Source organism: Winogradskyella schleiferi, assembly GCF_013394655.1.
Taxonomy (GTDB): domain Bacteria; phylum Bacteroidota; class Bacteroidia; order Flavobacteriales; family Flavobacteriaceae; genus Winogradskyella; species Winogradskyella schleiferi.
This window is the reverse complement of sequence record NZ_CP053351.1, coordinates 3777706-3799800: the sequence shown is the minus strand read 5'-3', so window position 1 is coordinate 3799800 and position 22095 is coordinate 3777706. Positions and strand designations below refer to the sequence as shown.

Genomic DNA, 22095 nt, shown 5'->3' with positions numbered 1-22095 from the left:
TCATATTTTTATTGAGATCCTTTGATACTTTGACTGCGCTCAAAACAGGCTTTCTCAGGATGACATTTTGGTAATAATTTATTTAGTCTAAAATTCATCAGTTACACAGCCTTTTGATGCTGAGGATACTGTTTTTGCATATTTATATAAAACACCACGTTCGAATTTTAATTCTGGTGCTTTCCATTTTTCTCTTCGTTTTTGAAGTTCTTCTTCAGAAACTTCTAATGATATGGAGTTGGTTTCAGCATCAATGGTAATAATATCTCCATCTTTCACGACGGCTATTGTTCCGCCTTCTTGTGCTTCTGGCGTGATATGTCCAACAACAAAACCGTGGGTGCCTCCTGAAAATCTTCCGTCAGTAATTAAAGCCACATCTTTACCTAAACCTGCTCCCATAATGGCAGCCGTTGGCTTTAGCATTTCGGGCATTCCTGGGCCACCTTTTGGACCTTCGTATCTAATGACAACGACATCTCCTTTTTCAACTTTTCCGTCTCTTATGCCATCATTTGCAGCATACTCTCCTTCAAAGACTTTCGCCTTTCCTCTAAAACATAAGCCTTCTTTACCCGTAATTTTGGCAACACTTCCTTCGGTTGCTAAATTGCCATAGAGCATTCTTAAGTGTCCTGAAATTTTGATAGGTTCTTCAATAGGTTTGATAACGTCTTGGCCTTCTTTTAAATCATCAACATCCAATAAATTTTCAGCAATTGTTTTTCCTGTAACGGTTAAACAATCGCCATGAATCAACCCTTTTTTCAAAAGATATTTTAATACCGCAGGAATTCCACCGACCGCATGAACATCTTCCATTAGATATTTACCACTTGGTTTTAAATCGGCTAAAAACGGTGTGTTGTCACTAATATCTTGAAAATCCTTTAATGTAAAATCGATTTGTGCAGCTCTTGCAATGGCTAAAAAATGTAATACTGCATTTGTCGAACCACCTAAAATTGTTACTAAACGAACGGCATTTTCAAGCGATTTTCTTGTGATAATATCCGAAGGTTTTATGTCCTTTTCCAACAATAAACGCAGCGCTTCACCAGCTCTAACGGATTCCTGTTTCTTGTCATCACTTAATGCAGGATTTGAAGAGTTGAAAGGCAACGTCATACCCAAAGCTTCAATTGCTGAAGCCATAGTGTTTGCCGTGTACATGCCGCCACAAGCTCCAGCTCCTGGACATGCTTTTTCAACGATATTTTGGAATTCGTTTTCGGTCATAGTACCAGCAACTTTACTTCCCCAAGCTTCAAAAGCAGAAACCACATCTAATTTTTTTCCATTATGGCAACCAGAGTCAATAGTTCCACCATAGACCAATATAGAAGGACGATTCAATCGAATCATAGCCATTAAAGCACCTGGCATGTTTTTGTCGCAGCCAACAACTGTTACCAATCCATCATAACTCATAGCTTGCACTACTGTTTCCATAGAATCGGCAATGATATCACGGGAAGGTAATGAGTAACGCATTCCTGGCGTTCCCATGGAAATACCATCACTTACACCAATGGTATTGAATATTAATCCGACGACATCTTCATTCTTTGTACCTTCCTTTACCAATTTAGCCAAATCGTTAAGGTGCATATTACAAGGGTTACCTTCGTAACCTGTACTTGCAATGCCGACAATAGGTTTAAAAAAATCTTCCTTTGTTAATCCAATGGCATGCAACATGGCTTGAGCAGCTGGTTGTGTAGGGTCTTGAGTAACCGTTTTACTGTATTTGTTTAATTCACTCATAGTCTTATTTAAGCATTTCTACTGCGCTCCTTGTGGCACAAAATTGATTTGCAGAAACTAAATTACTTGATATACTATGTTTCGATTATAACTTTCTTTTTCTTAATCTAAATCCAATTATAAAAGCACTGGTTTAAAAGAATGATATACAGTGTTTTGCGTCTAAATAAATATGATGTTCAAGTGTGTTAAATTTTCGTTTAAAAAAAAGCTTTTGACTTTTTAAGCAATGCTTAAATTCTGAGTTTATTTTTTGATCGTGTTATACTAACCTATTATCATTTAAATCCAAAGACTCATATTGCCGTATTTATTATAAACAATAAATAAATTTTTATTTTGAAATTTAAATGAACACAATATTAGAAACAGTGATGTGTATGCTATTTGTAGCAATAACTGCATGTAATGATGGTAGAAAAGAAAAAGAGCAAATGAAGATGGAAGCTGGGAAAAAGGAGATGGAAGCTAAAGAGAAAAAAGAAATGGAAATGAAAAAGATGGAGGAAGAGAGGAAAGCTATCGCAATGAAAAATTGTATTGCAGGAAAAGCAATGGCTACTGAGTATCTATTTACTTTAGTTGCAGCTTTAATAGTGGCGGATTTGGCAAATATGTTGTCAGAACCAGTTGATTTTACGGTTTTCACCATCAAATAATGCTTTTTATAAATTACCAGAAGGTAGAGTGTATTGCTTATTGAATCCAGAAAACAAAGACACGCCTCAAAAAGTTCTAAAATAACATGTGGTATCAGGAAAAATAACCACAGAGAAATTGATGGCAGCAATTAAAGGAGCAAAAGGAAAATATACTTTTAAAACGATTTCTGGAGAAGAATTAACAGCGATGATAGATGGAGACCTATTTCTGATAAAAGATTTTAGAAGAAAAAAATCTCAAGTTGTTCAAGGCAATGTTGATGCGTCAAACGGAGTTGTTCATATCATTAATGATGTATTGATGACTAAAAAGTAATTATCAGAACTTACAGTTAATAAAAGGCTTAACTTTGGTTGAGCCCTTTTTATGGTCGAATTTTAAGGATAAGATGCGTTGCTTTGGATCAAATTGTTAATTTTAAACAATTTCATTAAAAATTTATGTGTTATTTCAAGATGAATAAGTGTTTATCTTTTTTACTATTATGCTTTATTTTTTCATCGGAATGTTTCGGCCAATTCTCACCTAGTGTACACAATTATACATTGGCAGAGTATAAAGCAGGTAACCAAAACTGGGATATTTCTAGAGCTAAAGATGGTAGGGTTTATGTTGCAAATCATAGCGGCTTATTAGAATATGACGCCTTAATTTGGAAGTTTTATCAATTACCGAATAAAACCACGGTTCGATCGGTTTTAGCAGAAGATGATGTGGTCTATACAGGATCTTACGAGGAATTCGGATATTGGAAACGAGACAATTTCGGTTTACTAAAATATTATTCCCTAAGCGATTCGATAGTGGATTTAATTTCCCCAAATGAAGAAATTTGGGAAATTGTGAAATTTAACGACAAAATTATTTTTCGCTCCTTTTTAAATATATACATATACGATTACAAGAATGTAACACTATTAAAGCCAGAGTCTATAGTGATTTCTTGTAGTGTGGTTGAAGATAAGCTATATGTAAGCACATTAAATAAAGGTATATTTTTATTGAAAGACAATGGGTTGGAACCGTTTTATTTCGATGATTCTCTGCTCGACACTAAAATTATTTCTATTGATAAATACCAAGGCAACCTCCTTTTAATGACGTCTTTGAAAGGAAGTTTTTTCTTAAAAAACAGAAAACTGACGCCGACTAAATTTGAAATCAACGAACCTATAAAATTACATCAGCTAAATACGTTCTCAAAATTAAGAAATGGGAAAATGGTATTTGGCACCATTAAAGACGGCGTTTTTTTAACCGATGCTAAGGGAAAATTAGAATTTCATGTCAGCAAGGAAAATGGGTTGTTAAATAATACTGTTTTGGGTCAAACATTAGATGAATCAGATAATCTTTGGCTGGGTTTAGATAATGGTATTGCCAACATAGAGCTCAACAGTAGCAATTATTTTTTTAACGATGTTTCGGGTAAATTGGGTGCGGTTTACGATATTATAGAATATCAAAATGTCATTTATATTGGAACCAACACAGGTCTTTTTTGGTTAAATGCCAATGATAAATTAGAATTTCTAGAGGGTTCCCAAGGTCAAGTCTGGGACTTAAAGATTTTAGAAGGTGATCTTTTATGTGGTCATAATGAAGGTACATTTTTGGTGAATAAGGATAAACTTGAATTGATTTCTAGCCATACGGGAGGTTATACCATTAAAAAAATACCAGAAAAGAACCATACCTATATACAAGGTACTTATTCAGGACTTGTGAAATTTGAAAAGGTACTTGGCGAATGGAGCGCAAAACACCTTGGTGAAACTACAATTCCGTCTCGATTCTTGGTGTTTGAAAACGCCTCTACTGCTTGGGTAGCTCATGCCACAAAGGGCATATATAGGGTTAGATTTGATACTAATTATGATACCATTATTAGTATCAAGAATTACCAAGATAAAGGTATAAATTCAAATTATAATGTTAGGGTTTATAATATAAAGAACATTATAACTTTTAAAACGAATGAAGGTTGGCAGAAGTATGAACCTATTTTAGATTCTATAGTTCCATCAAAGCTGCTCAACGAAAAATTGGGAAAAGAAAACTACATCATTTCAGAAGAAGATGCCTCACTTTTTGCTTTAAAAAATAAAAATGGATCTATTAATTTCAAATCATTCTCAAGTGATGAGGACTTGGTGTTAAGCGACGGATTTTTGAAAAATAGATATGTAGTAGGATATGAAAATGTTTCTAAACTAAAGGATTCAATTTATGCTTTAAATTTGGATAACGGTTTAATGATTGTCAATGGGAATTCCAAATCCACCATAAATCTAAATAAACCGAGTATAGACGCGGTTTTTATAGGAAATGAGCGCATCAATATTTCAAATGTAATTTCAGAAGGGGTGAGTTTTAAGTATGGAAAAAATATGATGGTTGCGTTGTCCTCTCCAAATTCAAAAAATCATTTTTTTGAGTATAATATTTCCGAAATTAATAATTTGTGGTATAGAGTTGATGGCAATATAATTGATTTTTCAAGTCTGAAAGATGGTGATTATACCATTGATTTTCGGACCAGTGACATTTCGGGCAATATGTCCCATAGTCAAACATTAATGATAGAGATTTTGCCACCTTGGTACCGAGATATATGGGGTTTTTTACTGTATCTAATATTGGCCTTGGCTCTCGTGCTGGTATTTTATGCCATGCACCATAAAAAAATTGCGAAAGAACAGCGACTCATCAAAATTAAATATCAAAGGGAGCAACAAAAGTTATTAAGGGAAAAAACATTAGAAAATGAGAAGCAAATTGTGCAACTTAAAAATGAATCCTTACAGAACGAAATAAAACTTAAAAGTAAGCAGCTGGCGAATAACGCCATGGCTTTAGTTAAGAAAAACGAAACCTTACAAGATATTAAAAAAGAGCTTACTGTCAATAAAGATGGGTTTAATAACTACTACGTCTTTAAAAAACTGTTAAAAAAATTAGATAATTCCATTTTGCACAAGGACGAATGGGAAGTCTTTGAAAATAATTTCAGTCAAGTGCACGATGAGTTTTTCGAATTATTAAAGGCCAAGCATTCAAAACTGACTCCGAAGGATTTAAAGATTTGCGCCTACATTAAAATGAATTTATCCTCTAAGGAAATTGCGCCACTTATGAATATCTCAATAAGAGGCGTTGAAACCCACCGATATCGATTGAAAAAGAAATTAGATTTAGAAAATGATATTTCTTTAGTGGATTATTTGTTAAATATTAAAATTTAAACACATTTTCTTACCAATTTCTTGTTTTTTACTACGTCATTACTACGTCATTCTGTTAATTTTATTTCGACTACAACGTTTTTTTTATAGCTTTATAGTACGTCAAAACGAGTTTTCTTAACATTTCTTAACCTTCTACATACTTAATGGCGTATTTAAAATGTAAAAGGATGTTAAATTAAATTGATATAAGATTATAACTTGGGCTTGTAAATAAACTAACAAATTAATCAAATAATTAATCAATTTTTATGAAAACAAAAATCAGTCTATTGTTGATGCTCTTTTTTTCAATTTGTGCTATTGCCCAGCAGATTGAGGTCAATGGAGTTGTAACAAGTGAAAGTGATGGAATGCCATTGCCAGGTGTTAATGTCATTATTCAAGGAACAAGTAGGGGAACTTCTACTGACTTTGATGGTAAATACACTATTCAAGTCAGTCGTGGCGAACAAATTGAGTTCAGTTACGTGGGTTTTATAGCACAAACAGTTACGGTTGAAGATCAAACAGAAATAAATGTTATCCTTAAAGATGATATTGCCTCATTAAACGAGGTTGTTGTGGTTGGTTATGGTACTGCCAAAAAACGGGACTTAACAGGTTCTATCTCAAGTGTCAATGGGGAAGAGGTCGCGGACAAACCTGCTAGTAACCCTTTAGCATCCCTTCAAGGTAAGGTTTCTGGGTTATCAGTAGTAAATTCTGGACAACTTGGTCAAAATCCAGATATAAGGATTAGAGGTACAAGTAGTAGATATAATGTAAGTCCATTATTTGTTGTGGATGGTATATTTGCAGATAACATAGACTTTGTAAACCCAAATGACATTGAGTCCATTGAGGTTTTAAAAGACGCTTCATCTTTAGCAATCTTTGGTGTAAGAGGTGCAAATGGCGTTATAATTGTGACTACGAAAAGAGCTAAAAACGGCGAATTTACTTTAAATTTTACATCTTCAATAGGGGTTAAAAATATTACGGATGCACCAGATATGGCTGATGCAGCTCTGTTTAGACAACTTTATGATGAACAATTGGTGAATGAAGGAGTGGCACCTTTTTCATATTATGATGAGTTTACTGGAGATACCGACTGGGTGGATACAATTTCAAACAAGTCAGCATTTATACAAACAAATAATTTAAGTATCCAAAATGCTACGGAAAAAAATTCCCTGTCTTTTGGGCTGGGCTATCGTTTAGAAGAGGGGCTTGTTAAGGATGAGGAATTACAAAGAATTACCTTTAACCTGAATAATGAATATAAGATAACTGATAGTTTTAGGATGGGTTTAACTATCAATGGTTTACAAGACAAACTCCCAAATACAGGTGGTTTTGGATCCGCATTGAATGCAACTCCTATTGTTGATCCTATACATTATGACGATCGACCAGAATTCAACGGGTTGTATAACCAATTACCTATACAAATTGGTGGACCTCAAATCGGAAATCCAGCATTGGTCGCAGAAGTAACTAAAAACAAAAATATAGGTGAGCGATATCGTTTTGTAGGGAGTCTGTTTGCAGAAGTCGATTTTCTTAAGCATTTTAATTTTAGGGCTAATATATATGGGGACTATAATAATTTCAGGGGTAGGGCTTACACGCCTATTGTTCCTATATATGTATCTGAAACGGATGAAATTGATAATTTTAATGGAAATCAAATAACAAGGGTAAACCAATCAAGTACAGTAGTATTTAATTTTCAGCAAGAATATTTGTTGACCTTCAAAAAAGAATTCGGAAAACACGATGTTAACGCAGTGACAGGTTTTACCACTACTCAAACGGCTTTCGAAAGCATTTCAGGTAGCGTGGCACACGATCCTAATTCTGCAGTAGGTATCATCCCTGATGATTCAAGGTTTTGGTATCTTAATGTTTTCCCTTATGGGGATCCTTCAACTAGAACTTCCAATTCAAGTCAATCAGAGAGGGCAACGTCATCATTTTTAGCTAGGGTGTTGTATAATTATGATGGAAAGTATTTATTGAACACCTCTTATCGTAGAGACGCTACTTCCCAGTTGGCTCCTGATAACAGAGCACAGAACTTTTGGTCTGTTGGTGCTGGTTGGTTGGTTACTGAGGAAGGATTTATGGATAATTTTAGTAGTTTGAACAATTTGAAATTAAAGGGGTCTATTGGTGAATTAGGAAATCAAGCTTTGCCAGGTGGTACCAATTATCCCTATTATCCTGGTGTAAGCCAAGGTGCTACTGCGGTTTTTGGAGATCAGGTTTTCCCAGGTTTTATTCAAAAGTTTGAGGAGAATCCAAATTTGAAATGGGAAACCGTAAATATGTGGGAAGCAGGTTTTGAATCCACATGGTTAGATTATAGATTAACTTTTAATGCTACTTACTACAATCGGAAAACTGAAAATTTATTGGTTTTTGTTGATACAGGTGTCCAAACATTTTTTGATAATTTTGGCGAGATTAGAAATAAGGGGTTCGAGTTTGAAACTTCTTGGAGTGATGAATTTAATGATAATTTTAGTTATTCCATTGGTGGTAACCTTACAACGGTAAATAACGAAGTGTTATCTACTTTTGAGGATGCCGCAATATTTGCCAATGGTTCTGCCTCTAGAACTATTACAGGACAACCGATAGGGAGCTTCTATGGCTACATTGTAGATGGTATTTATCAATCTAATGCAGACATCGCTGCACTACCTCCGAGTACCTTAGGTAGTTATGCGCCAGGTGATTTTAAATATAGGGATGTTAACGGTGACGGTGAGATAACCCCAGATGATAGAACCAAAATAGGAAATCCAACTCCAGACTTTACATATGGTTTTTATCTCAACCTTAAATATAAGAATTTTACTTTAGGTATGGATTTTCAAGGCGTATATGGAAATGAGATCTACCGTAATTGGGGTAATGGAAATTCTTTCACCCAATTTAATTTTCGAACAGAAAGAGCTGGCAGATGGAATGGTTCAGGAACTTCGAATTGGGAACCAAGGCTGTTTTCTACAGAGTATAACAGTTTACCGTCGACTTATATGATTGAAGACGGTAGCTACATAAGATTACGAAATATTCAATTGGGTTACACGCTTCAAAATAAGTTGCTCGAAAAGTTGAAATTACAACAAGTGAAAATATATGCTAACGTCCAGAATTTATATACTTGGTCAGATACATCTGGTTTTACGCCAGAGGCTGGAGGTTCTCCAACATCTTTTGGTGTTGATACTAGTGGTTATCCATTACCTATTATATCGACTGTTGGTGTAAATTTAACATTCTAAAAAAAAAATATTATGAAAAATATAAAACGTATGTCAAAACTTAAAGTGCTGTGCTTAATAGCTTTGCTGACAGTTTCTTTTTCTTGTCAAGATGACTTTTTGGACAGGTTACCACAAGGCGAAGTAGCAAATAATGAAGAATTAGGTGTCGGTGGCGAAGAAGCTGCCGTATTTGGAATTTATTCCTTAACGAGAACCACTAATATAGGAACTTGGAACAGATACTGGTTTGGAAGCATTAGATCAGATGATGCTAAAAAGGGTAGCACAGATGGTGATTCGGCGGCCAATGGCACCGCATTCAACGATTTCCAGTATATCGCTACAAACGGGTTAAGTACAGGTTGGTGGAATTCTCATTATGAGGTTATTTTCGCATGTAACGAGGTTATTAATAATGTACAAGAATCTGGGTCTACAGACGAAGGAAGTCTTATAAATGAAGCAGAGGCAAGGGCGATAAGAGCATTAATGTATTTTGAACTTAGAAGAGATTATGGTGAAGTTCCTATAATAACGGTTACTATCGATGTACCTTCAGATGCCTTTGCACCAAAATCTTCTATAGCAGAGATAGATAACTTTGTCATTGCAGATTTGATGATTGCCGAAGAAAACCTACCACTTACGTGGCCAAATTACCCTGGAAGAGCAACTTCAGGTTTTGCAAAATCACTATTAGCGAAATTGTATCTGTATAAAGAAGATTGGTCAAACGCGTATAATAAATGTATGGAGGTCATTGATTCAGGGGTTTATATGTTGGACCCTAGTTTGGTAAATTTGTTTGAAAGGGAAGGTAATAACGGTGTTGGTTCTATTTTTGAAATTCAACAAACTATAACCGATAACGGCGACCAGTTTAACAATAACTATTTTATTTCACAAGGCGTCAGGGGAACTGGTGATTGGAACTTAGGTTGGGGCTTTAATGTACCCACACAAAATCTCGTAGATGCTTTTGAACCTGGTGATTTAAGAAAAGCCAATACAATTTTAGAGTCTGGTCAAGACGATGGAGGCTTTGGTGGCGGTACTTTACCAGATTTTCCGCCATTGGCTCAGCCATATTGGAACAAAAAAGCTTATACCGATGAAAGTATTCGTTCAGATTTAGGAGTAAACGGTAACAGGTGGGAGAATATTAAAATCTTTAGATATGCAGATATTCTTCTTATGGCTGCAGAAGCTGGTAACGAATCTGGATTAGCTTCTTCAACTGAGGTAGCTAATCTTATAAATCAGGTTCGTACAAGAGCTGGACTTCCAAATACGTCTGCCAATTCTCAAAGTGCTTTGAGAGATGCCATTAAGCAAGAAAGACGAGTGGAATTTGCATTAGAAGAGTATCGATTTTACGATTTGGTTCGATGGGGAGATGCGTCTTCAGTATTAGGGAGTTTGGGTTATTTGCCTAAGCATGCATTGTATCCAATTCCTCAAGATGCCATTGATCAATCAGGTGGAGTAATTGTTCAAAATCCTGATTACTAATTAATATCATTATAACAAATAAAAAGCATAGAAATGATGAAAAATAAACTTTTAAACTATTTGGGCACCATATTTATAGGAATACTATTATTGGGTTGCCAAGATTTGGAGCAGCCTGGATTTAGTGATTTTCCTTATGACGGTCCTGTTATTACACTTTCAAGCCCTATGGATTCTGGTGTTATCACTTCACAGGAAGAAATGGCAACTGTCGTCATCCAATTTCAAATTGAGGATGATTTAGGAATTGCTGATGTTTCTGTACAAATTGATAATGTTGAGATAGTAAACATTAGTGAGTTTACAAACAATAGATTACTGGTTGTTGATGATTTGACAACAGAGGTGTCAACGGGAATCCATACATTAACAATTACGGCTACTGACATCAATGATGTTGTAGTGATGGAAACTGCTGTTTTCGAAAAAATAGATGTACCACCGTACACGCCATTATTTGACGGCGAACAGTTTTATATGGCTTTTGAAGGGGACTATTTAGAAGCTATCAGCGGAATTAGTGCAACTGCTGTAGGAAACCCAGGTTTTACAGCTGATGCTAAAGTGGGCACAGAGGCTTATGAAGGTGCAGCGGATTCTTACTTAACATTTCCAACCACGGGATTATTAGGGGCTCAGTTTAGTGCTTCATTTTGGACTAAGGTTAATGCAACTCCAGACAGAGCAGGTGTTTTAGTTATTGGCCCTCCAGATGCTGATAACCCTGATGCTCAAAACAATAGAACAAGTGGTTTTAGATTGTTTCGTGAAAATGCAAATGGAATGCAGCGTTATAAACTAAATGTAGGAAATGGAACGGCAGATTCATGGTTTGATGGCGGAGCGGCAGCTGATGTAGACCCTACAACTAATGAGTGGGTGCACCTAGCATTTACAATTTCAGAATCTGAAGTGGTTGTTTATATCAACGGAGAAGTAGTTAGTCAAGGATCTTTTAGCGGTATAGACTGGACCGGTTGTGATGTGCTTTCTATTATGTCTGGAGCACCTCGATTTTCAGGTTGGGGACATTTATCTGATAGCAGTTACTTAGACGATTTAAGGTTATTCAATACGGCATTAACTCAGAATGAAATTCTAGCAATGGTAGCTCAAGGTGATGAAATTTTTAAACTTGGGTTTAATGGCAACTACACGGACAGATATAGTGGTGAAGATTGCACTGAGGTAGGAAACCCTTCATTTACTGGTATGGCTGGAGCTTTTGAGGGTAGTAATGCCTATTTAGGAGCCACAGATTCATATCTTACATTTCCTACCGATGGTTTACTAAACGAAGAATTTTCAGCAATCTTTAGATATAAGGTTAACGCAATACCGGATCGCGCAGGGATATTGGTGGTTGGTCCTCAGGACACTGACAATCCAGATGCACAAAATAATCGTACTAGTGGGTTTAGATTATTCAGAGAAAATGCAGGAGGCATGCAACGTATTAAGTTAAATGTTGGTAACGGAACTGGAGATAATTGGTTTGATGGTGGTGCAGCTGCTGACATTGACCCAAATAGTAGTCAATGGACTCAAATAGCATTTACAATTTCTGGAACTGAAGCTGTAGTTTATATCGATGGACAAGTTGTAAGACAAGATGCTTTTGCAGGAGTTGATTGGACAGATTGTAATATACTTTCCATTATGTCAGGTGCTCCTAGATTCACAGGTTGGGGGCATTTATCAGATGAAAGTGCAATGGACGATTTAAGAATTTATAAAAAAGCACTGTCCCAAGCTGAAATTCAATCAATGCTTTAAATATAAATTCAACTTAAATTAATGTAAAATGTTTTGAATTAGTCTTCAATACTCTAGCTGCATTTATGTATCATAAGTGCAGCTAAAGTTTATCTAAAATTTACGTTCTTAAATGAAACAATCAAATCACGTGATTCTTCTGGTGTAATGGCGTCGCTATTCTTATTGATGAGTTGCAATTCGTCTAAAGAAGATAAAACAATTACGGATGTTCTACCAAAAGAAAAAACGATTAGTGGCACAGGGTTATTGGATACAATCCAAAAACAGACTATAAGTTATTTCTGGGAAGGTGCGGAACCCAACTCTGGTTTAGCTAGAGAACGTCTGCATATGGATGATAGTTATCCTACTTCGCCTAAAAATACCGTAACAACAGGTGGAAGTGGTTTTGGCCTAATGGCCATTTTAGTAGGAATCGAAAGAGGTTTTATCCCAAAAGAAGAAGCGCTTAATCGCTATTTAAAAATTGTAGATTTTTTAGAGGAAGCCGATCGTTTTCATGGGGCGTGGTCACATTGGATAGATGGAGAAACAGGTAAAGTATATCCGTTTGGTAAAAAAGATAACGGAGGTGATTTGGTTGAAACGGCTTTTTTAATTCAAGGATTATTAACAGTTTCAGAATATTTTGATGGGGAAAACACCAAGGAAAAAGAACTTCGTGGCAAAATAGATAAACTTTGGAGAGAAGTTGAGTGGGATTGGTACACTAAAAATGGTGAAAATGTTTTGTACTGGCACTGGTCGCCTGAATTTGGTTGGGAAATGGATTTCCCAGTTGGTGGTTATAACGAATGTTTAATTATGTATGTTCTAGCTGCTGCTTCTCCAACACATCCAATTAGTAAATCCGTTTACGAGAAAGGTTGGGCCAAAAATGGAGCCATTGTTTCAAATGAAACGTATTACGATGAAGATTTAGTTTTAAATTATTACGAACACAGTGATGCTAAAATCGGTCCTTTATTTTGGGCTCATTATTCCTATTTAGGCTTAAATCCAAAAGGCTTATCAGATCAGTATGCTGATTATTGGAAGCTCACTCAAAATCATGCGAAAATCCACTATAAATACGCTGTAGATAATCCGAAGGATTTTGAAGGTTATGGCGATAGTCTATGGGGTTTAACATCAAGTTATTCTGTAAAAGGTTATAAAGGTCACAGACCTGGAAATGACTTTGGAGTCATTTCACCAACGGCAGCTTTATCGTCATTTCCATATACGCCTAAAGAGAGCATGAATATGTTGGCTAACCTCTATAAAAATCACGATAGTCTTATCGGTAAATTTGGACCTTATGATGCGTTTAGCTTTGAACACAATTGGTCAACTCCAAGATATTTAGCAATAGATCAAGGCCCAATTCCAGTAATGATTGAAAATTATAGGACGGGTTTAATATGGAATCTATTTATGCAAAATATAGATATACAGAAAGGATTAAAAAAATTAGAATTTAGAATCGATAACCAATGAAAAGAAAAATCGGCATATTTTATTTAGTAATGACTTTATTTCTTGTTGGGTGTTCTAGTAGTGATTCAGGAGATACTAATAACGAACCATCTACAGGTGATCTCAATATATCTTATGTGCTATTTGGAAATGTAACACTCTCAAACAATTTAGAGTTTGATTTAGCTAATCAGTTTTTCATAAAATTTAATAAAAGTATAAGTCCAAATTCCTCGATGTTTGCATTGACCCACTTAGACTCCAATATTCCTTTAACAGTTGAGCAAGGTCAAAACAATGATGAGCTCATTATTACACCAAGTATAATATTAGAACAAGGAGAAAGTTACATCTTCTCAATATCAGATAATCTCATGGCAAATGATGGTTCTACCTTTGATGGTAGGACTTACGCATTTTCAATAAAGCTTGATCCTTTAGAGTTATTAGAAGCTCGTATAGGGGATGAAATATTAAATCTAGATCAAAGAAATTTAGAAATTCCATTGAATGAAAATTTTAATTTTGTTTTTTCTCATTCTGTTTCTGCCTCAGATTTTCAGGCTAATACCACCTTTTCACCAAGTGTGCCTTTTTCTGTAGAGCAGGTCAATGATGTCACCATCAAAGTTGTTCTTTCTGAAATTCTAGATTATTGGAAAAAATATGAAATTATTATTGATCAGAACATAGGAGTTAATATTGGTAGAAATTTTGAGTCGGAATATATTGAATTATTTACAACTTTTGATAATACTGACAAGTTCCCTCTAATATCTGACGATCAATTGTTAACATTAATACAGGAAGAAACCTTTAAGTATTTTTGGGATTTTGGACACCCTGTTTCAGGAATGGCTAGAGAGCGTAACACCAGTAATGATATAGTAACAACTGGAGGTACAGGTTTTGGGCTTATGGCAATGATTGTAGGTGTTGAAAGAGGATTTATAACAAGAAGTGAGGCCATTGCACGTTGGGAAACTATCGTGAATTTTCTAGAAACAGCAGATAGGTATCATGGTGTTTGGCCGCATTGGTTGAATGGTAATTCGGGAAGTGTTGTGCCTTTTTCTGAATTCGATGATGGTGCAGATTTAGTAGAAACGGCTTTTTTGATACAAGGGTTGTTAGCAGTGGATCAATACTTAAATGCTATGGATGCCCAAGAAAATTTATTAAAAACAAAAATTACGACTTTATGGCATGAAGTAGAATGGAATTGGTTTACAAAAGGAGGTGAAAACGTTTTGTACTGGCATTGGTCTCCAAATTATCAATGGCAAATGAATCTTAAGATTCAAGGGCATAACGAAACACAGATTGTTTATGTTCTTGCAGCTGCATCACCTACGCACTCAATAACACAATCAGTATATGATGAAGGCTATGCTTTTAATGGAAATATGTTAAATGGAAATGTGTATTACGATTATACACTTCCTGCGGGAGGTAATTTTGGTGGCCCGCTTTTCTTTTCGCATTATTCTTATTTGGGGCTAGACCCTAGAAACCTCCAAGATCAATACGCCAACTATTGGACTCAGAATGTAAATCATACTTTAATAAATCGTTCATACTGTATTGATAATCCAGAAGACTATGTAGGCTATTATGCGAATAGTTGGGGTCTCACAGCTAGTGATAGCAATAACGGATATTCTGCTCATAGTCCAACAAATGATTTGGGAGTAATTACTCCAACGGCAGCCATATCCTCGTTGCCTTACGCACCAATTGAGTCTATGAATGCTATACGTTTTTTTTATTATAAGATTGGAGATAGAATATGGGGTGATTATGGGTTTATAGATGCATACAATCCCACTGAAGAGTGGTATGCAAGTTCGTATTTAGCCATAGATCAAGGTCCTGAAATTATTATGATAGAAAACTATAGAACTCAATTATTATGGAATCTCTTTATGCAAAATGAAGATGTTCAAAATGGATTGGATGCACTAGGATTTAGTTATTAACAAATGAAATTTAATCACAACATACTCATTTTACTCACCCTAAGCTGCTTCGCTTGTAACCAGGCAGAAAGCTTTGAGTTTGTTGTATTACCAGATACCCAAACCTATGTAGAAGAATTTCCTGAGGTTTATATGAAACAAATGGAATGGATTGCTGAGCAAGATGATCGTTTTTCTTTTGTTCTACATGAAGGAGATATAACCCAAAATAATTCTGAAAAAGAATGGGAAATAGCGATAAAAGGTTTGGCGCTTATTGATGGAAAAGTGCCATATAGCCTATCACTTGGCAACCACGATATGGGAAGTGAAGCAGGTAAATTTGCCGACACCAGAAATACGACTCTTGCAAATACGGTTTTTCCGCATTCAAAATACACAGCACAATCTAAAAGCATCGCCACATTTCCTGAGGATTCAATTGATAATAATTGTTCAGAATTTACCATCATTGGAAAAGAATGGTTAGTGTTTTCCTTAGAATTCGGACCTAGAAATAAAACCGTCGATTGGGCAAATTCATTAATTGAGAAACATCCAGATCATAATGTGATTATAAACACACATTCGTATATGTATAATGACAATACCTTGCAGGATGGCGAGGATTGGTATTTGCCTCAAAAATACGGAGTGGGAAAAGCGACAGGTCATGATGCCGTAAACCATGGTGGTAATTTATGGGAAAAACTCATAAAACGAAATAAAAATGTGTTAATGGTTTTTTCTGGACATATTTTAGGGTCTGGAGTAGGTCAATTGGTTTCAGAAAATGATTTTGGAACTGACGTTTATCAAATGTTGGCCAATTATCAAAAGAATGTCAAAGGTGTAGAAAAAGGGGATTCAGGATATTTACGTATCATAAAGGTCGATAAAAAAACAAAATCAATTTCAGTTAAAACCTATTCGCCTTGGTTAGATACATTCAGAACAGAACCAGAACATGAATTTAAGTTTACTAATGTTAAAATTTAAGAAATGACAACGAATTCAAAATATATTCAGTTTATCATATGTTTGGGCTTCATTTTAAGTAGTTTGAGCATATCAGCACAGCAAAAAGATTTATTCTCAAAAGAATATCATGTTCAAAAAGAGGATACTCTAAGGTACAGAATGCTATTGCCTAAGAACTTTGATGAATCCAAACAATATCCACTGGTTTTGTTCCTTCACGGCGCAGGGGAAAGAGGAAGTGATAATAAAAAACAACTGGCGCATGGCAGTAGTTTATTTCTTAATGAAAAACATCGCGATTCCTTTCCTGCAATAGTCATTTTTCCACAATGTCCTGAACAGGATTACTGGTCTAAGTTAGAGGCAGATCGCTCCACAAAACCAATCACATTTAAGTATAAATATGATGAACCTCCTACAACAGCAATGGCTTTAACTATGGATTTAATGGATGAGATGGTCACTAAACCGTATATAAAAACAGATCAGGTTTATGTGATGGGATTATCAATGGGAGGTATGGGAACTTTTGAAATTATCCATAGAAAACCCGAAATGTTTGCAGCTGCCATTCCCATTTGTGGAGGTGGAGATCCTGATTCGGTCACCAATTATGCCCAAAAAATTCCATTATGGATATTTCATGGCGCCAAAGATGATGTGGTAAATCCATTATTATCAATCAATATGGCAACTGCTATTCTAAACGCTGGTGGATTTCCAAAACTTACGATATACGATTTTGCAAATCATAACAGTTGGGACCCAACATTTGCGGAACCAGAATTATTAACTTGGCTTTTCTCTAAAACAAAATGATACAATGATAAAAAACGTCAACTTTAAATTAATAAGCATAGCAATAATTGCTTTCATATTTACGAGCTGTAAAACTGAATCAAAATCTAATTCTAATAGCAATCCATTTGAAGCACAGGTAGATTCTATTTTAGGTTTAATGACGATAGACGAAAAAATTGGACAACTTAATCTTCCTGTTTCAGGTGATATTACCACAGGTTTGGGCAAAAGCTCTGACGTGGGTAAAAAAGTTCAGGAAGGAAAAGTTGGAGGTATGTTCAATATTAAATCTGTTGAAAAAATTAGAGCAGTTCAAAAAATTGCGGTTGAAGAAAGCCGATTGGGTATCCCATTACTATTTGGAATGGACGTAATCCATGGCTACGAAACAACATTTCCTATTCCATTGGGACTCTCCTCGACTTGGGATATGGAACTCATTGAAAAAACAGCCCAAATGGCAGCCACCGAAGCAAGTGCAGATGGTATCAATTGGACGTTTTCTCCTATGGTAGATATTTCTCGCGATCCACGTTGGGGAAGAGTGTCTGAAGGCAACGGTGAAGACCCTTATTTGGGAAGCAGAATTGCTGAAGCTATGGTTAAAGGATATCAGCAAGATGATTTGAGTCAAAATAATACGTTGATGGCTTGTGTAAAGCATTTTGCTTTATATGGAGCACCAGAAGCTGGTCGTGATTACAACACGGTCGATATGAGTAAAATTAGAATGTACAATGAGTATTTAGCACCATATAAAGCGGCTGTAGATGCTGGCGTAGGTTCTGTAATGGCATCGTTTAATGAAATTGATGGTGTACCAGCAACAGGCAATAAATGGTTATTGACAGATTTATTGCGAGATGATTGGGGTTTTGATGGGTTTGTAGTTACCGATTATACAGGTATTTGGGAAATGATGGCTCACGGCATGGGTGACGAAGAAGACGTTGTCGCTTTAGCTCTAAACGCAGGTGTCGATATGGATATGGCTGGCGATTCTCCCTCAGCTGAAGCCGGATTTATAAAATCCTTAAAAGGCACATTAGATAAAGGAATGGTGACGGAAGCAGATATCGACACGGCTGTAAAACGAATGTTAACCGCAAAATACGAGTTAGGCTTATTTGATGATCCTTATAAATATTGCGATAGTGATAGAGCAAAAAGCGAAATATTTACTGAAGAGAATAGAGCATTTGCCAGAAAAGTAGGTGCAGAGTCAACCGTATTGCTCAAGAATGAAAACAATTTACTACCCTTAAAAAAAGAAGGAACCATTGCATTAATCGGTCCATTAGCAAATAATGCGGTGAATATGGCTGGTACGTGGAGCGTTGCAACAAAACAAGAAAAATCAAATCCGTTTTTTGCAGGATTAAAAACTGTTGTAGGCGATAAATCCACTATTTTATATGCCAAAGGAAGTAATGTGGATTACGATTTAGATTTTGAAAAACGTGTTACTATGTTTGGTAAGGATATTCCAAGAGATGGTAGAACGGATAAACAGCTATTGGATGAAGCGTTAGCAATCGCTAATAAATCGGACGTTATCATTGCGGCTATCGGTGAATCTGCAGAACTCAGTGGCGAAAGTAGCAGTGTAACAAATCTTCAAATTCCACAGGCTCAAAAGGACTTATTAAACGCTTTATTGAAAACAGGAAAACCTGTGGTTTTGGTATTATTTACTGGAAGACCTCTCGCTATTGTCGATGAGAATGAAAATGTCCCTGCAATACTAAACGTTTGGTTTCCTGGAAGTGAAGCTGGTTTGGCAATTTCAGATGTGCTGTTTGGAGACGTTAACCCATCTGGAAAGTTAACAGCAACGTTTCCGATGAATGTAGGACAGGTGCCAATTTTCTACAACCATAAAAATACAGGTCGCCCTTTACACAATAAGGAGGGTAAATTTGAAAAGTTCAAATCCAATTATTTAGATGTTCGAAATGAGCCGTTATACCCATTTGGATATGGACTTAGTTACACAACATTCGATTATTCGAACTTCAAATTAGATAAAACAGCCATCAACTTCGATGGTGAAATCACAGTCTCAGTAGATGTTACCAATTCCGGTGATTATGACGGAAAAGAAGTGGTACAACTGTATATCAGAGATATTGTCGGTACAGTGACGAGACCTATAAAAGAATTAAAAGGTTTCGAAAAAGTGAACATTAAAAAAGGGGAAACAAAAACCGTAACCTTCAAGATAACTATTGAAGACTTAAAATTCTATAATTCAGATTTAGACTTTGTAGCAGAACCAGGAAAATTCCACGTTTTTGTGGGTACAGACTCTACTACAGAAATGATGAAAGAATTTGAACTTACAAAATAAAATACATCATGAAAATTAGATTTCTTTTTGTGGATTTGGATTGTCCCCTTGAGGGGACTTTAGGGGTGTTTCTGAATAAATTTAATTATTATAAAATGAATGCTAGAATCGTTTTTTTATTAGCTTTTTTTGCTGCTAACTTCAGTTTTTCACAAAATTATGAAGCTAAAGTAGATTCTATAATGCGATTGATGACACTTCAAGAAAAGATTGGGCAAACGGTAATGTATGGTGGAAGTTGGGATCAAACAGGTCCAATTGTAGGTTCAGATAACGGCAAATATATTCGCGAGGGTAATATGGGAGCGATGCTAAATGCTATGTCAGTAAAAGGGACTCGCGATTTACAAAAAGTAGCTCTAGAAGAATCCCGTTTGGGCATTCCATTATTGTTTGGATATGATGTGATTCATGGTCACAGAACAATTTTTCCAATAAACTTAGGCTTATCCGCAAGTTGGGACCTAAAAATGGTAGAAGAAAGCTCACGCATCGCAGCCGAAGAAGCCTCAGCAGAAGGCATCCATTGGACGTTTGCACCAATGATCGATGTGTCTAGAGAACCGCGTTGGGGACGGATTTCCGAAGGTGCAGGAGAAGATGTTTATTTAAACAGTGAGATAGCTAAAGCCTACGTTCGAGGGTTTCAAGGAGAAGATTTATCGCAACCCAACACCATTTTGGCCTGTGCGAAACATTATGTGGCTTATGGGGCAGCTCAAGCAGGAAGAGATTACCATACCACCAATATGAGTGAAGGAGAGTTAAGAAACGTCTATTTACCACCTTTTGAAGCTGCTGTCGACGCTGGCGTAGAAACCTTTATGTCTGCTTTTAACGAACTAAACGGAGTACCGACTTCGGGCAATAAATATACCTTAAGAGATATTCTTCGTGGCGAATGGAATTTCGAAGGCTTTGTCGTTTCAGATTATACTTCTATTAATGAAATGGTTCAACATGGTTTTGCAAAAGATAGTATTGATACGGCAAGAATAGGAATGAACGCTGGCGTAGATATGGATATGATGGGAGAGGTTTACCGTAAATATCTAAAAACATTAGTTGAAGAAGGTAAAGTACCAGAACAATATATCAATGAATCCTGCAAAAGAATTTTAATTGCAAAGTACAAATTAGGCTTGTTTGACGATCCGTATCGCTATAGTGATGAAAAACGAGAAAATACAACTAAATATAAACCAGAATTTTTAGAAAAAGCAAGAGAAATTGCAGCAGCTTCGTCTGTGTTATTACAAAATAAGAATGAAGCCTTACCGCTTTCAAACACGTCAAAATCGATTGCGTTCATTGGCCCGTTAGTTAAGGATGAATACGACATTATAGGAAATTGGGCAGCAAAAGGGGACCGAAATGGAAAAGCGGTTAGTGTTTTTGAAGGTGTTTCAGAGTATTTAAAACCAAATCAAATACTTTATGCCAAAGGCTGTGAGATTTTAAAGGATGACACTTCGGGATTTGATGAAGCCATTTCAGCTTCAAAAAAAGCAGACGAAATTGTTTTAGTGATGGGAGAAGGTCATCACATGAGTGGTGAAGCCGCTTCGAGAACTAATTTAAGAATCCCAAGAGTTCAAACAGCGTTGATAAAAAGAATTCGTGAAGCCAATCCTAATAAAAAAATTACTTTAGTTTTAATGAATGGTCGTCCTTTAAATTTGTCTGAAGAGATCAATTTAGTGGATGCCATTTTAGAAGTTTGGTTTCCTGGTACTATGGGAGGCGCAGCAACAGCAGATTTACTATTTGGAAAAGTGAACCCTTCAGGAAAATTGACCGTTACATTCCCAAGAAACGTTGGTCAGGTGCCAATTTATTATAACATGAAAAATACAGGACGACCAATTCCTGAACACTATCCTAAAGCTGATTATAAAAGTAATTATATCGATGTACCAAACACACCGTTATTTGTCTTTGGGCATGGCTTAAGCTATACAAAATTTGAATATTCAGACTTTAAATTATCTTCAAATACCTTTAGTTTTTCTGATGAAGTTACGGCATCTGCAACAATAACGAATACAGGTAATTTAGATGGGCATGAAATTGTTCAACTCTACATTCATGATAAAGTTGGAAGTATCACTCGACCTGTAAAAGAACTTAAAGGATTTCAAAAAATCTTCTTGAAAAAAGGAGAAAGTAAAACCGTAACCTTCACCATTTCCGCTGAAGATTTAAAATTCTATAACAACGATAAGAAATACACCGTTGAGCCTGGCGAATTTGAAATAGCCATAGCACCGAGTTCAGACTTTAAATTTAAGAATACCATTACCCTAATTGATTAATAG

13 protein-coding genes are annotated in these 22095 nt (G+C 35.8%); 12 read left to right on the top strand and 1 reads right to left on the bottom strand.

Features of this window, described 5'->3' with window-relative positions; all coding sequences use genetic code 11:
- Positions 1 to 87 precede the first annotated feature (87 nt).
- Positions 88 to 1767, bottom strand: coding sequence for a dihydroxy-acid dehydratase (ilvD, locus tag HM990_RS16465; RefSeq protein WP_178990483.1), 1680 nt, complete (start codon positions 1765 to 1767; stop codon positions 88 to 90).
- Between the two features lie 350 nt (positions 1768 to 2117).
- Between ilvD and HM990_RS16460 the strand changes: the two genes are divergently transcribed.
- The 12 genes from HM990_RS16460 (at position 2118) to bglX (HM990_RS16405) (ending at position 22092) form a co-directional block, all read left to right on the top strand.
- Positions 2118 to 2426 (top strand): hypothetical protein, encoded by a 309-nt coding sequence (locus HM990_RS16460; RefSeq protein WP_178990482.1) that lies wholly within the window; start codon positions 2118 to 2120, stop codon positions 2424 to 2426.
- A gap of 121 nt (positions 2427 to 2547) precedes the next feature.
- Positions 2548 to 2745 carry a fasciclin domain-containing protein gene (locus HM990_RS16455; RefSeq protein WP_178990480.1) on the top strand — a complete coding sequence of 66 codons (198 nt, stop codon included), beginning with the start codon at positions 2548 to 2550 and terminating at the stop codon, positions 2743 to 2745.
- Between the two features lie 230 nt (positions 2746 to 2975).
- The gene (locus HM990_RS16450; RefSeq protein WP_229719295.1) at positions 2976 to 5675 is read left to right on the top strand and encodes a helix-turn-helix and ligand-binding sensor domain-containing protein; all 2700 of its coding nucleotides are present in this window, start codon (positions 2976 to 2978) and stop codon (positions 5673 to 5675) included.
- 251 nt (positions 5676 to 5926) lie between these two features.
- A complete protein-coding gene (locus tag HM990_RS16445; RefSeq protein ID WP_178990476.1) occupies positions 5927 to 8956 on the top strand; it encodes a SusC/RagA family TonB-linked outer membrane protein in 3030 nt (1009 codons plus the stop codon).
- Positions 8957 to 8968: 12 nt separating this feature from the next.
- A complete protein-coding gene (locus HM990_RS16440; RefSeq protein ID WP_229719294.1) occupies positions 8969 to 10450 on the top strand; it encodes a RagB/SusD family nutrient uptake outer membrane protein in 1482 nt (493 codons plus the stop codon).
- 33 nt (positions 10451 to 10483) lie between these two features.
- Positions 10484 to 12226, top strand: coding sequence for a LamG domain-containing protein (locus HM990_RS16435; RefSeq protein WP_229719293.1), 1743 nt, complete (start codon positions 10484 to 10486; stop codon positions 12224 to 12226).
- Positions 12227 to 12373: 147 nt separating this feature from the next.
- A complete protein-coding gene (locus HM990_RS16430) occupies positions 12374 to 13708 on the top strand; it encodes a glucoamylase family protein (protein ID WP_178990474.1) in 1335 nt (444 codons plus the stop codon).
- Positions 13705 to 15666, top strand: a complete 1962-nt coding sequence (locus tag HM990_RS16425; protein WP_178990471.1) for a glucoamylase family protein — start codon at positions 13705 to 13707, stop codon at positions 15664 to 15666. Before HM990_RS16430 ends, HM990_RS16425 begins: the two co-directional genes overlap by 4 nt.
- Before the next feature lie 3 nt (positions 15667 to 15669).
- Positions 15670 to 16644 carry a metallophosphoesterase gene (locus HM990_RS16420; protein ID WP_178990469.1) on the top strand — a complete coding sequence of 325 codons (975 nt, stop codon included), beginning with the start codon at positions 15670 to 15672 and terminating at the stop codon, positions 16642 to 16644.
- Positions 16645 to 16647: 3 nt separating this feature from the next.
- Positions 16648 to 17445, top strand: coding sequence for a carboxylesterase family protein (locus tag HM990_RS16415; protein ID WP_178990468.1), 798 nt, complete (start codon positions 16648 to 16650; stop codon positions 17443 to 17445).
- 4 nt (positions 17446 to 17449) lie between these two features.
- Positions 17450 to 19777 carry a beta-glucosidase BglX gene (bglX, locus tag HM990_RS16410; protein ID WP_178990466.1) on the top strand — a complete coding sequence of 776 codons (2328 nt, stop codon included), beginning with the start codon at positions 17450 to 17452 and terminating at the stop codon, positions 19775 to 19777.
- Positions 19778 to 19785: 8 nt separating this feature from the next.
- The gene (gene bglX / locus HM990_RS16405; RefSeq protein WP_178990464.1) at positions 19786 to 22092 is read left to right on the top strand and encodes a beta-glucosidase BglX; all 2307 of its coding nucleotides are present in this window, start codon (positions 19786 to 19788) and stop codon (positions 22090 to 22092) included.
- Positions 22093 to 22095 lie beyond the last annotated feature (3 nt).

What these genes read in the sequence shown, in the direction of transcription:
- ilvD (WP_178990483.1), bottom strand. Translation starts at nt 1,767, where the DNA reads ATGAGTGAATTAAACAAATACAGTAAAACGGTTACTCAAGACCCTACA.
- HM990_RS16460 (WP_178990482.1), top strand. Translation starts at nt 2,118, where the DNA reads ATGAACACAATATTAGAAACAGTGATGTGTATGCTATTTGTAGCAATA.
- HM990_RS16455 (WP_178990480.1), top strand. Translation starts at nt 2,548, where the DNA reads ATGGCAGCAATTAAAGGAGCAAAAGGAAAATATACTTTTAAAACGATT.
- HM990_RS16445 (WP_178990476.1), top strand. Translation starts at nt 5,927, where the DNA reads ATGAAAACAAAAATCAGTCTATTGTTGATGCTCTTTTTTTCAATTTGT.
- HM990_RS16440 (WP_229719294.1), top strand. Translation starts at nt 8,969, where the DNA reads ATGAAAAATATAAAACGTATGTCAAAACTTAAAGTGCTGTGCTTAATA.
- HM990_RS16435 (WP_229719293.1), top strand. Translation starts at nt 10,484, where the DNA reads ATGATGAAAAATAAACTTTTAAACTATTTGGGCACCATATTTATAGGA.
- HM990_RS16430 (WP_178990474.1), top strand. Translation starts at nt 12,374, where the DNA reads ATGGCGTCGCTATTCTTATTGATGAGTTGCAATTCGTCTAAAGAAGAT.
- HM990_RS16425 (WP_178990471.1), top strand. Translation starts at nt 13,705, where the DNA reads ATGAAAAGAAAAATCGGCATATTTTATTTAGTAATGACTTTATTTCTT.
- HM990_RS16420 (WP_178990469.1), top strand. Translation starts at nt 15,670, where the DNA reads ATGAAATTTAATCACAACATACTCATTTTACTCACCCTAAGCTGCTTC.
- HM990_RS16415 (WP_178990468.1), top strand. Translation starts at nt 16,648, where the DNA reads ATGACAACGAATTCAAAATATATTCAGTTTATCATATGTTTGGGCTTC.
- bglX (WP_178990466.1), top strand. Translation starts at nt 17,450, where the DNA reads ATGATAAAAAACGTCAACTTTAAATTAATAAGCATAGCAATAATTGCT.
- bglX (WP_178990464.1), top strand. Translation starts at nt 19,786, where the DNA reads ATGAAAATTAGATTTCTTTTTGTGGATTTGGATTGTCCCCTTGAGGGG.